The following is a 14,905-nucleotide window of genomic DNA, read 5'->3' as shown; positions in this document are numbered from 1 at the left end:
GATCTCCTTAAGGGAAAGTTAAGATTTGTTCTTTACCAAATCAATAAAGTCTCTGGAACGTTTAGTGTTAGGTTTTCTAATGCTTTTCATATTATTAATTTCACGCTTAATGCTCTTTTCACCTACTTTAAAGGCATGTGAAACTTCTTTAATGCTGTAATTGGAATTGGTGAATACGATAGCTGGACCTACAGCAGCATAATTCAACTTGATGTTGAGGTTTTTGATTCTTCCTTCAAACTTGAACTTCTTATGCAACAATAAATCCATATCCGGAACAGATAAGATGTGCTCTTTCTCCTTTTCCCTTAAAAGGTCAACCACTTGAGTGTGTGGATTCTGGAATACCTTACGCTGTTGCCTGTCTATGTCTCCACGAATGTATGGGAAAGGTGAACCGTAACGCTTACGCCTGTCTTGGGAAGTGCATAAATAGTATTTGGAGATGTCCCACAATATCAATGTAGGGGCAATGTCTGCAAAGATCTTTGTCTTTATCTTTTCCCTTTCCTTTAGGTCTTTCTTTAATCCTCTATCCAAATGGCCAAACTTGTCTATCAAGCCTAACTCTTCAAGGGTCTTGTTGATTTTATCCTTTCTCCAATCCTCTAAATCGCTTGAATCAATGAATTCTGGCTTTTCAAGATTGACTGAGTATATTATCTCATCATAGATTTTTAGATTGTTTAAATCCTTGATTTTGTCTTCAAAAATAGCTTCTCCATGACGCTCTACAATATCTTCAGCATGCTTTACATAAGCAAGAGCCAAATTGGTGCATGTGTGCTTGTCATTGATGATTGTCGGCTTGGTTCTGTGGAATTCCAATCTTTCAATACGAACTCCCTTACCGAATCTTCTTCTAAGCTCCTCTTCATAGCTGTCTGCAAATTCACTGTCAAGAGGAACCCTTTTGGTGATTGTTCTGCCGTTTTCTTTATACTTGACAATAGGAGTTACTGTCTTTACAACTCCTCTTCTTTGCTGTTTTAAGATGTTTAGAACCCTTTTGAAGGATTCCCTTCCCCAGCTTGAAAGACCAGACATCAAGACCATGTAATTACCGGATAATGGAAGATAAGGGATTATTTCAAGTCTGTGAACACCAGAATGGTTAATCTTGAATTCAAAATTAGAGGAACCACACTTGCAGACCTTTCCATTATCGAGAAAACTGCTTACACGATAGGACTTCTTGCAGTCCTTGCATCTTATTTTAGCATATTCCTCAAGATTGCCTAATGCGATTCTATGAGCAGAAATAGCATATTTTACCCTATCAAAACTGTTCTTCTTGGCAGATGCCTTGTTTCTGAAGATTTGATTATGGCGACTTATTTCACCTAATTCCTCAAAATCAACATCCTCACTTACACGGGAACCATAACGATTCAAGGATCTGAATGGAGCAGTATAACCGCTTTCATCCATGCTTTCCTTCATTTCCTGAAGCTTATCCAAATTTCCTTTAAGAAGTTCATAGATTTCTAAAAATGACTCTAAATCATTAAAATCATTCTTTAGATTAGTTAAATCTAATCTTTCCTTCTCTATTTGATTTAGAAATTTTTCAGACTCTGTTATCATCAATGATTCATCCATAATATCACCGTGAGGACTTTTATAGGTTTGCCGCCAAGAACCTATAGTTTAATAGGATATTATAAATTAAATTTCGTTTAATAAACATCTTTGCTAAAACCGATGAAAATCAGTTTTTTCAATTTATAAAAATCTTTGTAATGATTAAATATTCAAATTAATATAAAAATTGAAAAAAGACAAATTACATAAGTAATTCGCCGATTTCACAATCATCTGGAGTTAAGATAGCTGCACTTTCAGTAGCCATGATCATTCCTTCAGATAATTCACCCATGAGTTTAGCAGGTTTTAAATTGGTTACAACAGGTACCTTTTTGCCCACTAAATCTTCAGGAGCGTATCTTTTGCCTAAACCTGCAATTACTTGAATGGTTTTGTCACCGATATCAATTTGAGTTCTTAATAACTTGTTGGATTTTTCAATCTTTTCACATTCTAAAATCTTACCTATCTTAATTTCCACTTTTGCAAATTCATCAATACTAATTAAATCCATTTTTTCACCTTCATCTTTAGACTCTTCACTCTTTTTGTCGTCCTTTTTATCATCTTTAGACTCGTTTTCTTGAGTCTCTAAATTCTTGTATAATTTTTCTTTTTGTGCTTCAATCACTTTATCTTCAATCTTCTTGAATAATGGTTTTGCCTTGTTGATTTCATGGCCGGTTTCCAAGAAGACCTTTGCATCATCCCAAGTGTTTTCAGTTGGAATGTTTATTATATTGCAGATTGCATCTGCCTTGTTCGGAATATATGGCTTTAAGAGCACTGCCATTGCCTTACATAATTGATTTGATAAGTATAAGCAGTTTGAAGCTTTTTCCATATCTTCTTTTACAGCTTTCCATGGCTCTTGGTCATTGAAGTACTTGTTACCTTTTTTGGCAGTCAATATGATTTCAACCAAACCTTCCCTGAATTTCATGTCAGCAATCAAATCCCCTACCTTATCAGGCAATTCCTTGATTGCTTGCTCAAATTCCAAGTCAGCTTCACTTGGGTTTTTATATTCTGGCACTTTACCGTCAAAGAACTTCTTGGTGAAAGTGAATGTTCTATGCAGGAAGTTACCGATTACATCTGCCAATTCATCGTTTACCCTTCTTTGGAACTCATCCCAAGAGAAGTCTGTGTCCTTATTCAATGGAGCGTTGATTGTAAGGTAATACCTGAGTAGATCTGAATCAAAGTCCTTTACGAAGTCTGCTACCCAAACAACCCAGTTCTTACTGGTTGACATCTTTCTGCCTTCAAGGGAAAGGAACTCTCCTGCAAAGATGTCATCAGGCAATTTGCAGTCACGTCCGAGCAACATTGCAGGCCAGAACAATGAGTGGTGGTAAATGATATCCTTACCGATGAAATGAACCACATGGCCGTTCCAATAGTCTTCCCATGGAATGCCTGTTCTTCTTGACCAAGCTGCAGCAGAGGACATGTAACCTATGAACGCTTCTCCCCATACGTAAATAACCTTGCCTTCTGCACCTTCCAAAGGTACTGGAATACCCCATTTCATGTCACGGGTCATAATCCAGTCTTGAAGACCTTCCTTCAACCAGTTTTGAGCATAATTCCTTACATTTGGAGGTAAGTATGGGTTTGTGCTAATGTATTCTTCAAGAGGCTTTTGGAAATGACTTAATTTAAAGAAGTACTGTGTACTGTCACGAATGACTGGAGTGTTGCCGCAAGTCAAACATTTAGGTTCAACAAGTTCAATAGGGTCCAATGCTCTACCACAAACTTCACAGTGGTCTCCTCTTGCTTCTGCACCGCAGACAGGACAGATTCCTTCAACATATCTGTCTGGCAAGAACTTTTCACAGTTTTCACAGTAAAGCTGTTGGATGGTTTCCTCATAAATCAATCCCTTATCATAAAGGTATTTGAAGAAGTCCTGTGAAATCTTATAGTGAATCTCATCAGTTGTCCTTGCAAAGTTATCAAAGGAAATGTCACAGCTATTAATGTCTTCTACAATCATGTCATGGTAACGTTTTGCAACCTCAATAGGTTCCTTGCCTTCAGCATCTGCCTTTACTGCAATAGGAGTACCATGCTCATCAGTTGCACAAACCATCAATACATCATTTCCAGCCATACGATTGTATCTTGCATAGATGTCAGCTGGAATGTAAGTGGATCTCAAATGTCCTAAATGACATGGTCCATTTGCATATGGAAGTGCACATGAAATAAATATTTTAGTCAATTAAATCCTCTCCAATAATCCAATAGTATTTTTAATTAATTTTAAATGCTTTTTAAGTTTGATAATTATAATATTATAATAAAACATTTATCACTATATTATATATTTACAGTAATATAAATAAGTAGTGATTTTTATAAAAATAGTACAAAAATAAAAATTAAGTGTTGCAAATAGAGTTAGAAAAATTAAAAATAAAAAAATAGTTTGGTTAAAAAAATAAAAAGTATAAGTTTTAATTTATGAAGATTGAAAAAGAATAAAATTAGCTTATTATTTACTCTTTTCCACATATTTTAAAACTCTTTCCAATGGAATATCATAATCTTTAGAAATCTCTTCAGGACTTTTAAACTTTAAAAGAGCAGGAATCAACTTTTTCTCAGTTTCAGCAGCACCTTGCCTCTTACCAATATCTATACCCTCTTTCTTACCAATATCAATACCTCTTTCAAATCTATTCACCATCAATGCATCTCTAAACTGCTCTTCAAATGGCCTAAGTTTTAATTCAGACATAGTAAAACACTTCCTTGCTTTTTCTAATTTATTTTCATCTTTTACATATTTTCCCATCCACAATAAATATGATTTCTCTACAATATATCTTAACTTATTGTCCATAGGAATATCTTTCAACAAACTTATACACTTTAGTATACACTCTTCAAATTCCATATTAGTATTAAATTTTGGAAGCCAGATCAAATCAAAGCAATCAAAAACATTCAATTTAATATTTTCATTTATCTTATAAAGAATATTATTCAAACGAATATTACCTTCAACTTCTTTTGTAATGAACCAATTTGGATTGAAAAACATCAAATCATTTAAATAATCTACCTTTTTTATAGGTAACGCTCCAGTATAAAAAATGAAGGGATGAACATATTTACCGGAATTTGAATGGAGAATGACAGAATATTGATAATCTCTTCTCATTAATCTTGAATTAATGAAGGAATGATGTTCAATATTTATTAAATCTCCATTTAACCTTTGCCTAACTGAATCCAAGCTTAAATTCTTATAATCCAAAGATATTAACCTATTGTCATACCTGCCTACAATATCATTGAAATTGGTAATATATTTTGGAAATTCTTCAGTCTCAGACATACATATGATAAATATTTCATCCTCAACATCAAATCTAGATGGAAATTGAGAGTAATTAGATTTATTTTCCATAATTACCCTCCAAACTTATTATTTACTCTTTATTTTATAATTAAAACTATATAAACCTTTCTTTTTTTAAAATAATTGCAATTTCATTATAATTTTTGGTTTACTATTTAATATCATATGTAAATCGTAAAATTATAAGGAATTAGGAAAATTAAAGTTAAAATAATAAATTATAATCAATTTAGAAAATTATATTTTAATATGAAATTATGATCAATTTGAAAAATTACAATGAAATAGTAAAAATAGAAAAATATTACAAAAATAAAAATTAAATATTGCAATTATAATTAAAAAAAGAAAAAAAACTATTTAATAAGATAAAAACTCTTAAAAAAAAAATAAAATAAATAAAAAGTTTATTTAATTATCAAACTTCTTACTTACTTCCTCTACAGCCATTACCAATGGGTCAATAACCATAGACACTGGAGGTGCATAAGCAAATTCCATATTGCTTAATTCAAAGCAAGTGAGCTCTTGAGTGATAGCTAAAGTCATTGTATCAATTCTTTCAGCCACCCTTTCCTCTGCAATGATTTGGCATCCAATGATTGTACCATCTGCATCACAGATTACCTTAACGTTCATTGGCTTTGCATTTGGATAGTATCTTGCCCTTGTCAACGCTTCAACCTTTGCCACAACTGCCTTTATGCTGTTCTGTTGAGCAAAGCTTCTTGTAAGACCTACTGCACCAAATTCCAATTTACCCACTTTGGAAACCATTGAATTCAAGACAGGATTGAATCTGGAACGTTTTCCTGCAAGGGTTTGAGCCAATGTCTTAGCTTGCCTTACAGCAGTTGTCCCTAATTGGGAAACGGTGTTTGATCTAAGTATTGCACTGTAGGACTCTACACAATCACCAACTGCATAAACATCAGGTACACTTGTTGCCATTCTGTCATTTACAAGCACAGCCCATCTACCACAGTCACATCCAGCCATTTTAGGCAAAGTAAGCTCTGCCCTTACACCAGTAGCCAAGATGACCATATCTGCATCCGCTTCAGATCCATCTTCAAAGACAGCAGTCTTGACTCTGCCATCTTCACCTTTAAGTTCAGTGATAGGCTGGCCAAGCACAACATCAATTCCTTCACTAATCAAGTAGTCTGTAATGATTTTAGCCATATCAGGGTCTAAGGAACGTGGAACTATTTGAGGCAACATTTCACATAAGGTTACCTTCAATCCCATTTTCTTGAATGCATATGCTATTTCAATACCGATCAATCCTGCACCTGTAACTAAAGCGCTTTGGCAGTTTTCAGCCCATTCCTTGACTCTTTTACCATCATCCAAGGTTCTTATCTTGAATACACCATCCAAATCAACTCCTTTCATAGGAGGGACAAATGGGCTTCCACCAGTAGCCAATACCAATTTATCATAGCTCATGGTATTTTCTTTCCCATCATTTAGATAGGTTACTGTTTTTTTAGCACTATCAACAGCAGTGACTTCAGTCTCAAGCATGACATCAATGTTCTTTGCCTTGTAATCATCAACAGATCTCATTACGATATCATCAAATGAATGGATTCTATCTGACAATACGTAAGGGATAGCACAAGGGGAATAAGAGACATGATTATCTCTTGTAAGTACAATAATTTCAACTTCCTTATCTAATCTTCTAAGGTTTGAAGCTGTGGATATTCCTCCAGCTCCACCACCAACGATAACAACTTTCATTTGCTCAAATCCTAAATAAATACATTATTCTTTATAGTTAGTTGAATTTTGAATTATAAACATTCTAATAAATTAATAAGATAAGATTAATCAATTTTAAACAAAATGAATAAATTTGAAAAATTATTGAATAAAAATTAATTTAAAAGAGAATTAATTATTATTAGAATTATATTAAATTTTCTCAATTCTATTATATATACTATTCTTTAAGTAAGTGAATGATTTAAAAAAAGTGAGTTAACCCTTTAAAAAAAAAATAGTGAAAACTTTTGAAAAAATAAAAAATGAAATAAAAAAATAGTTAAATCATTTCAGATTAGTACTGAACCGTTTAATGAAAATAAGAGCGAGGCAATTAACCCATATTTGAATTAACTTAAATTAATATTTCAGATTAATGAGAATGTATTTATTGGAACAAATATTACATTATCAACTTTCTCAATAGTCTTTGTCGTATCAGATATGATAATCCCATAGGAAGCTTTATAACGCCTTATTGCATCCTTGATTTGACTAGTGTCTTTTTTTCCATGCCCCACTTCTATTGGAATTATATCATCAAACTCTTTTTTCACTATAAAATCAACACACTTACTCTTCACTTTATAAGTGTCGTAGAATATGCTGAATTCAAAGAATTTTTCACTATTCTTTAGGTTAACCAAGTTAGAAGCAACTAATGTTTCAAGAAGTATCCCCTCATATTCGCTTAAGCTTATGGAAGAAAAGCCGAATTTAAGATTAATAGCATGCATTATGCTTGGTGTTGCAAAATAATATTGCCATGATTTATTCGCTCTTGCATTTGCACCTGAATATGGTTCTATGTGAAATAGCAAATGGGTCTTTTCAAGCAAGTCCATTATTGTATTCACTGTCCCTGCAGAAGTTTTGATCTTATTTGCAAGGGCATTCTGTGAAATGTCTCCAGGATATTTTTCCGCTAAAAATTTCATAAGTCTTAAAGCACTTGTTTGAGTATTAGCCGTAAGGTTACTCATTGTTCCCAAATCCTTTGTCACTACCGCTTCAACAGAATAATATAACTTTTTAGATGCATTTCTGCAATTAGTATCATGCATCACTGCCGGAAATCCACCAAACTTAAAATAATTATCCCAATCCATTGAAAAATAATTCCTCAAATTCAACAAATCCCGATTTACCTGCTTTTCTTTTATGATTGCATTCTCAACATTGCCATTGAACAATAAATCAACTAAATCATTGGAAATATCGGTTTGATAGCCATATTTCAATTTTAAGTGTTGTGAGTAATTTAATGGAGTAATCGGGTATCTTACCATTCTCCTTGCTGCTTCTGCATTATATTCCAGATTTAATGCAGATGACCCGGTGAAAATCATGAAAATGTTTTTTGACTTATCATGAATTAGCTTTCCGGAAATTGACCAATCCTTGTCAAAATGTGCTTCATCAATCAATAGAAATATCTTTTCATCAACAGTCTGAAATGATGAGTTATGGAATTCTTTCAGATAATACTTAATCGTATCATAGATATCACAATCCTCAATTTTATTCAGTTCCTCACATGAAAAGTAAAGTATCTGATTGGGATTAACATTCTTTTGATTTATCAGGTATTCATATGCCTGAAATAGTATTGTTGTTTTTCCAACCCCCCGAAGGCCAGGCAGAACAATATACCTATTAACATTATTTCCATCAATAAAGTTATCTATAAATGATTTTATCTCTTCAAAATCATCCCTATGATTAAATTTAACCCCCTTATTTGAAAGTTCACTGTTAAGGGACAATGGAGTGTCTGCAATCTGACTCTGCAAAAAATCATGGATTGAATCTTCATTATCAGGATTCACAATATTCACCTCTTTAATAATATATTGAATACAATAATATATAAAGTTATTCAATATATTGAATAAATATATATAAAAATAAATTCAATAAATTGAATGTAATGTAAAAATCAATTCCAAAACGGACATTCCTAACTTACTTACAATAAAGGAATATTAAAATTTATACATTATAAAAATTTTTAAAGTGCGAAATTGTGAATAAACACAAATGTGTAAAAAAATAGTGAGTTAATCCCTACATAGAATTAACTCATAAAAAAAAGATAGGTGAAACTTTGAAAATAAAAAAAATAGTGAGTTAATCCCTACATAGAATTAACTCATAAAAAAAGATAGGTGAAACTTTGAAAATAAAAAAAATAGTGAGTTAATCCCTACATAGAATTAACTCATAAAAAAAGACAGGTAAAACTTTGAAAATAAAAAAAATAATCAGTTCTCTATCATTATCAGCTTGCCCGTATTGGAATCCTTGTAGACCTTTCCAAGCTCACTGTAACCTTCACCGGAACTTGAGCTTACATCAGGGGTCTCATTCAACTGCTTGCCTTGATCTATCTCAGTAACCTGCTTCATGGCATTGATAGCATCCTGCCTTTGATCAGGACTGATATCCTCATTGAATACAATTGCCTGCATGTTCCAGCTTATTACTAGAAACACCAAAAGTCCCACTGCTATTACAAGCATTGCATCCACAAGGTTTGCAACACCAGTCATTGGGTCTTCCTCTTCCTCCTCAAAAGCAGTCTTTCGATTAAGCTTAACCATAAAAACATTACTCCTAAAGCTTTCCTATTTTTGTAAGGACAACATCAGTCAAGACATCTATGTTAGCAATATACTCACTGTACCATCTGCGTCTTACCTTACTGATTACATAAGCAAGTGCACCTGCACCAATACCTACAACAGTGGTGTCAAAAGCAACAATGATAGCATTGGACAAAGTCACAATATCACCGCTACCTAAAGCAGCAAGACCAGGACCCATAGGAATCAAAGTACCCATCAAACCTAAAGTAGGGCCGATACGAGTGATAATATCAGTGTATGAGAGTCTTTTCTCCAATTTCTTTTCCCTGCTGCTCACTAGTTTCTTTGCAAGTGCTATTCTTGATTCAAGATCAAGATCAGTGTCTGTAATCTCTCTTAAGTCATTCTTCATTGAATTTGGAATCTCTGAAGATTGTACTATATTCAATATTTCTCCTTGACTTTTTGCATTTGAGATTTCATTGATTAATCTTTTCATCTCCACATTGGAAACAGCCTTTCTATGCCTAAACTCCCTAATCAATCCACCCAATAGGATTATTGCACCTATTGCAAATAATAATAGGAAAATGATCACAGGGATTTGAAGACTTTGACTAACCAAATCCAAAGTAGATGTTAAAATGTTAGTGCCAACCATATAAAAATACTCCTCCTAAAAACTATACAATTTAATTAAAAATATGATGAATTAAACTTAAAATCAATTATTAAAACCATCGTTTAATCAATCGAATCATTAAAATAATTAAAGAAAGATTCTAATCTTAAATTTTATAAATTAAATATCTACATAAAACAATTAATAAATCCACATTAATCTATTAATTTTAAAATTAAAAAACAAAACTTTATCCTTTAATTTTAAAATTAAAAAATTAAAAAGGAAAGCATTTGCCAAAAAACTAATAAATTTAGAGGTTTATTATCTAAAAATCTATGAAGCTTAAAAAATTGATATTTTTTGGCAAACACTCCATTATAAACAAAAATTTTTAACTATTCTTCTTCCTCTTTATCCTTCTGACGCTTATAACCAACAAGCAACAATAACAAGGCAACAATGCAAATTATTCCCAATTGGAAATAATCTGAAGACTTGCTAACAACATTGTCCTGCTCATCAATCTCATAGGCATTCGGATCAGCAGCAGAACTGCCACTTTCACCAGGACTTGCAGCAGTGAAACTTGGAGAAGCATCACCACCAAAACCAGGAGCAGTATCCCTATTTGAACCGAAAACAGTATCACCATTAGGATTAGACCCAGTATTCCAAGGCGCTGCACCATTACCTTCATCATCAGTCAATCCAGAACCATTAGACCCCTCACGATAATACCTAGGAACAACAATCCTTGGAACCAAACCCTTATGATTCTTCAGCCAATCAGGCAAATCATCCGGATTTAAGGTATTCCTGAAAACGCCATCAGTATTGTTACGGATAGTATTGTTGTAACCAGCACCAACACGAACTGCACGATTACCGCTGGACTTATTGGTATTCAGCACATTATTCGCAATGATTGAATCCACAACCAAAGATTGGGGGCCTGACAATGAAACGGCATAGCGACCATTGGTAGTCACATTATTATATTGGATATTATATGTATGATTACCATCAGTGCTTTGAGAATAGCTGATTCCATAAATGTTATTGGCATCATTGTACTCTCCTATATTGTTTACGATAATCGTATTGTTCCAGATTAGGTCATCGGAATCCTGAACCTCAATTCCTGCAACCAAAGCATAATAATGAGTGCTTGCCACACCAGTTACATTAATGAAGTTGCTGATCATGTAATTCTGGGTCTGGCCATAATAATTCATGGAATAAATTCCACAATTAGGACCATAATTAAAGGTTGTAAGATTATTGTAAGCAATCAATACTCCCTTGGAAGGTCCGTTGACCTGAATTGGATATGCAGTTCCCATACCTGCACGGCCACCAGTAGTAATCATATCAATCTTATTGTGGACAATTGTCACGTTATTTGAGAAGTATAGGTCTATTCCCTGCAGGTAATTGTCCTTGCCATCCTTGCTGTTGAAATCCTCAACATGAATGTCATTATTCTCAATTTTAGCATTGTTGCATCCATAAATTACAAGAGTGTCCAAGGTAGGATAGGTCTTGCCTCCACCATTAACTGAGGAAAATACCTTGTTGCTTGAAAATGTCAAATTAGGACAGGACTGTGCAACAAAAACGCCTACCGCTTCCATGCTCACGCCTCCGAAAATATCAAAGGAATAATCGACGGCACGCAAAGGAAGGGATGAGTTTATATTGTTTCCATAGACCATTGCATTTTCCACCTGGTCTATGAATATGCAATAATCCCAACCGCCACGCAGATTGTTTCCAACAAAGTTGATGGTGCTGTTTGCAAGAGTGAAATTCTCTATCTTGTCTCCATCACTGCCTTCAGCATAAACGCAGAAGCCAGTAGTGGTCTCTGGAACCGAATAATCTATAGTGCAGTTATAGATAGTGCAGTTGTCACCAAGGACAAGGATTCCTGCATTGTCATTGTCGCTGAATTCACGATTCCATACAAAGTTAAGCCCAGCAAGCATTATATTGTTGGATTCAATACAGAATGCAGTGTTCTTCAACAATGAATTGTTTCCGATAATGGTGACATTGGAAGACTTGATATCCAATATTCCCTTATCGTTGAATTCTCCATTGAAGACCAATATTGAATCGGCATAATCATCCTTTAAAAAGCCATCGGCAAAGAAGGAATCCAAATTATCACTATCCACATTATAAACGGAATCAAGAGAATCCTTCAATGAGGATTTGCCATTGCCTTTTAATGATGATTTGGAATCGGCGCCATTTGAAGAAGAATCAGAACACAAAACCCTATCTTCATTATCTTCAACACTTTCATCAAGAGGATAATTTAATGAGCATTCATCAAGACCAATGCCCGTCTCAACGATCTCCTCATTGACTCCAGATGAAAGGTTATCATCAGCATTCGCTGCAGAAACAGCTGCTATGCTGATTAATAAGATTAAAAATATTGAAAATAATAAAGCAATCCTTTTTACTTTTTGCATTAAATTCCTCTAAATCGTCTTTAAAGCTATTAATTAGCTTCTTTTTTATAAAATAAATCTTTTCTTATATTAAAAAAAAATTTATTTATTATTCCAACTTGATAAATGATTGGAATAAGAAATAAATTCCAAATTATTATAAAAAAAAAATTAAAGAAGAAAAAAAAGATTGTTGATTTCTTTTTCTTCTTATGCTTTGTAGTATTTGCTTCCTGCAAATTTAATAGTTGCAGTGTATTTGCCTTTTTTGGTTAATTTGGTAATTTTAAAGGTTGCTTTACCTTTGCTGTTTGTAGTAGCTTTGTAGGTTTTTTTGCCTACTTTCAAGGTAAGTTTGACCTTTTTCAATACTTTACCTTTATTGTTTTTAAGGGTAACAGTATATTTTTTGGTTTTTTTTGCTTACAACTACTTTAGGGCTTACGCTGGAAGCAATGTAACTATCATCACCTGCAAACTTAACAGTTGCTGTGTAAGTTTTAGGAACAAGTGTAGCGACATTAAGGCTTACTTGACCTTTAGCGTTAGTGTTCAAGGTTTTGCTGATAGTGCCAACTTTTACAGTCACTTTCTTGTTAGCAAGGACTTTGCCATCCTTATCGGTAAGGGTGATTACAAGCTTTTTAGCAACATTATAAACAGCACTTACCTTAGGAGCAGTGATCTTGGTAGCAACTTTAGCAGGAACTACAGGCTCTTCTGTGAAATTAAAGAACATGGAGTCACTAATAGGGTTGAAAGAATCGTTTCCTTCATAGTTTACTGCAATGGTAACTTCACCGGTTAAACCAGAAATGGTAAATTTTCCATCTTCACCAGTAACATCAGTTTGCTCATCTCCACCATTAACAGTGTATTTAACAGTAGCGCCAGCAATAGGATTAGCACCATCAGTTAAAGTGATAACAACAACACCTTTTTCAGATGAACTGATGTCAACAACACTATCAACAGCAACTACTTTAAGCTTGGTAGCATTTAGGTAATTGTGAGAGTATTCATCCACCATAGCAATATCAGTAGTAGCATCAAAGTCATAATCACAATTTTCAATAGCACAGTAATCAGCTATCTCAATATTTCCAGGAATATCAACTACACCTTTAACATTACAGTTAGCGAATTTACAATCATAGAAGTAAATACCGTCTTGATTAATAAAATCACCATTTCTACTAATAATAGAATCAGCAACAATATTATCAAAAGTACAATTAGTAAATTTAGCTTGACTATATCTATAAAGGGTTATTGGGGAGTTTACGGAATTTAAATTTTTAAATTCACAATTATCAAAGTTGAAGAAATAGGTATTTGCATCACCACTTTCATCAAGTTGTACTTGAGTTATCATTCCTTGATCCAAATAGTCTTGAATTGCTTTTTCCATATTTATATCACTTAAAAAAGTACAATTAATAAAATTAGAACTTCTACCAAAATCATTATAGGATCCCGCAATAGTTAAATTTATAAAAGTAAATGCTCTTTCAGGGTTCCCTGCTGTATATATAGGAGTAGTGACATTATTGAAAATTGTGTTTTCGCCTTGACCAATAAAAGTAATAGTTGCTGGGTAATTGATATCTAAGGTGGGGTCAATTCCATAGATTCCGTCAGCGGCATAAATAATTCCAATATCTGTTATTTCACAATATGCATCATCAATAGCCCATTCTCCCCCAAAAGCTTCATCCCAACTACTACCGTCCCCACTACTATCCTTGCTAGCATTTACAAAAATAATAATCGGATCATCTCCAAGAGGGCTTGAAGTTAAAATATCCTGAGCAGGTGCAGACTCATCCACAACCGGCTCATCTTCAACAACTGATTCCAAAGAATCGCTTACGTCTTCGGAAACCGCATCAACTGCAACGGCATCATCGCTTGCATCCACAACATCCGTGGACACATCCTCTGCAGCGCTTGCAGCTCCGATTATACAAAATATAAGTATTAAACATATGCATATCTTTTTAAAACTCATATTATCACAAAATTATAATTTTTTTATTTTCAAAATTCCTCACCTTTCCATCAGGAAAGGTAGAAAAGAATATCCAGAAAATTTCTTCAATAAGTCCTATAGGTTCTCATGATTTTTATGTTTCTTTGGTAAAGAAACATAATTTATCTAAAAACAGCTGCATTGTATGATGATCTAAAAAAGCATTTTTTTAGTGAAATTTTAAACAGTTAAATTTAACTTATTTTTATTTTTAAGGGAAATTCTTTAGTTGTTTAATTTAAAACTAGATTTTAATAGTTATATTCGAAAAAAAAAAACAGTTATTTGGATTAAGCATTAAAATGGCCTTTTATATCAAAAAATTTTTTGACCGAACTTAATTCAGCAAACTTTATATACGTATATATTTATATATAATAAATGTAAAATTCATTTGAGTAGTCACCAATCTAGCTTGATAAGAACTTACTTTTTTATCAAGATTATTTGAATGGATTT

Annotated in this window: 10 protein-coding genes; all 10 read right to left on the bottom strand. The window is 33.3% G+C overall.

Annotated features, from left to right (window positions below):
• Positions 1-18 precede the first annotated feature (18 nt).
• Positions 19-1,602, bottom strand: coding sequence for a DUF530 domain-containing protein (locus QZU90_RS00050; protein WP_296854665.1), 1,584 nt, complete (start codon positions 1,600-1,602; stop codon positions 19-21).
• Between the two features lie 184 nt (positions 1,603-1,786).
• Positions 1,787-3,820 carry a methionine--tRNA ligase gene (gene metG, locus QZU90_RS00045; protein WP_296854663.1) on the bottom strand — a complete coding sequence of 678 codons (2,034 nt, stop codon included), beginning with the start codon at positions 3,818-3,820 and terminating at the stop codon, positions 1,787-1,789.
• Between the two features lie 273 nt (positions 3,821-4,093).
• Positions 4,094-5,014, bottom strand: coding sequence for a hypothetical protein (locus QZU90_RS00040; protein ID WP_296854661.1), 921 nt, complete (start codon positions 5,012-5,014; stop codon positions 4,094-4,096).
• 363 nt (positions 5,015-5,377) lie between these two features.
• On the bottom strand, positions 5,378-6,715 hold the full coding sequence (locus QZU90_RS00035) for an FAD-dependent oxidoreductase (protein WP_296854659.1): 1,338 nt from the start codon (positions 6,713-6,715) through the stop codon (positions 5,378-5,380).
• Positions 6,716-7,107: 392 nt separating this feature from the next.
• Positions 7,108-8,568, bottom strand: coding sequence for an ATP-binding protein (locus QZU90_RS00030; protein WP_296854657.1), 1,461 nt, complete (start codon positions 8,566-8,568; stop codon positions 7,108-7,110).
• 435 nt (positions 8,569-9,003) lie between these two features.
• The gene (locus tag QZU90_RS00025) at positions 9,004-9,342 is read right to left on the bottom strand and encodes a DUF2149 domain-containing protein (protein ID WP_296854655.1); all 339 of its coding nucleotides are present in this window, start codon (positions 9,340-9,342) and stop codon (positions 9,004-9,006) included.
• A gap of 13 nt (positions 9,343-9,355) precedes the next feature.
• On the bottom strand, positions 9,356-9,988 hold the full coding sequence (locus tag QZU90_RS00020) for a MotA/TolQ/ExbB proton channel family protein (RefSeq protein ID WP_296854653.1): 633 nt from the start codon (positions 9,986-9,988) through the stop codon (positions 9,356-9,358).
• A 359-nt stretch (positions 9,989-10,347) separates the two neighbouring features.
• Positions 10,348-12,435 carry a right-handed parallel beta-helix repeat-containing protein gene (locus QZU90_RS00015; RefSeq protein WP_296854651.1) on the bottom strand — a complete coding sequence of 696 codons (2,088 nt, stop codon included), beginning with the start codon at positions 12,433-12,435 and terminating at the stop codon, positions 10,348-10,350.
• A 189-nt stretch (positions 12,436-12,624) separates the two neighbouring features.
• Positions 12,625-12,783 (bottom strand): hypothetical protein, encoded by a 159-nt coding sequence (locus QZU90_RS00010; RefSeq protein ID WP_296854649.1) that lies wholly within the window; start codon positions 12,781-12,783, stop codon positions 12,625-12,627.
• A gap of 19 nt (positions 12,784-12,802) precedes the next feature.
• A complete protein-coding gene (locus tag QZU90_RS00005; RefSeq protein WP_296854647.1) occupies positions 12,803-14,425 on the bottom strand; it encodes a carboxypeptidase-like regulatory domain-containing protein in 1,623 nt (540 codons plus the stop codon).
• Positions 14,426-14,905 lie beyond the last annotated feature (480 nt).

The sequence above is a fragment of the uncultured Methanobrevibacter sp. genome, assembly GCF_902784195.1.
Classification (GTDB): domain Archaea; phylum Methanobacteriota; class Methanobacteria; order Methanobacteriales; family Methanobacteriaceae; genus Methanobrevibacter.
This window is presented reverse-complemented; position numbering and strand designations above follow the sequence as displayed.

Coding starts and splice junctions, on each gene's coding strand:
- QZU90_RS00040 (WP_296854661.1), bottom strand. CDS start 5,014: ATGGAAAATAAATCTAATTACTCTCAATTTCCATCTAGATTTGATGTT.
- QZU90_RS00005 (WP_296854647.1), bottom strand. CDS start 14,425: ATGAGTTTTAAAAAGATATGCATATGTTTAATACTTATATTTTGTATA.
- QZU90_RS00020 (WP_296854653.1), bottom strand. CDS start 9,988: ATGGTTGGCACTAACATTTTAACATCTACTTTGGATTTGGTTAGTCAA.
- QZU90_RS00035 (WP_296854659.1), bottom strand. CDS start 6,715: ATGAAAGTTGTTATCGTTGGTGGTGGAGCTGGAGGAATATCCACAGCT.
- QZU90_RS00025 (WP_296854655.1), bottom strand. CDS start 9,342: ATGGTTAAGCTTAATCGAAAGACTGCTTTTGAGGAGGAAGAGGAAGAC.
- QZU90_RS00050 (WP_296854665.1), bottom strand. CDS start 1,602: ATGGATGAATCATTGATGATAACAGAGTCTGAAAAATTTCTAAATCAA.
- QZU90_RS00015 (WP_296854651.1), bottom strand. CDS start 12,435: ATGCAAAAAGTAAAAAGGATTGCTTTATTATTTTCAATATTTTTAATC.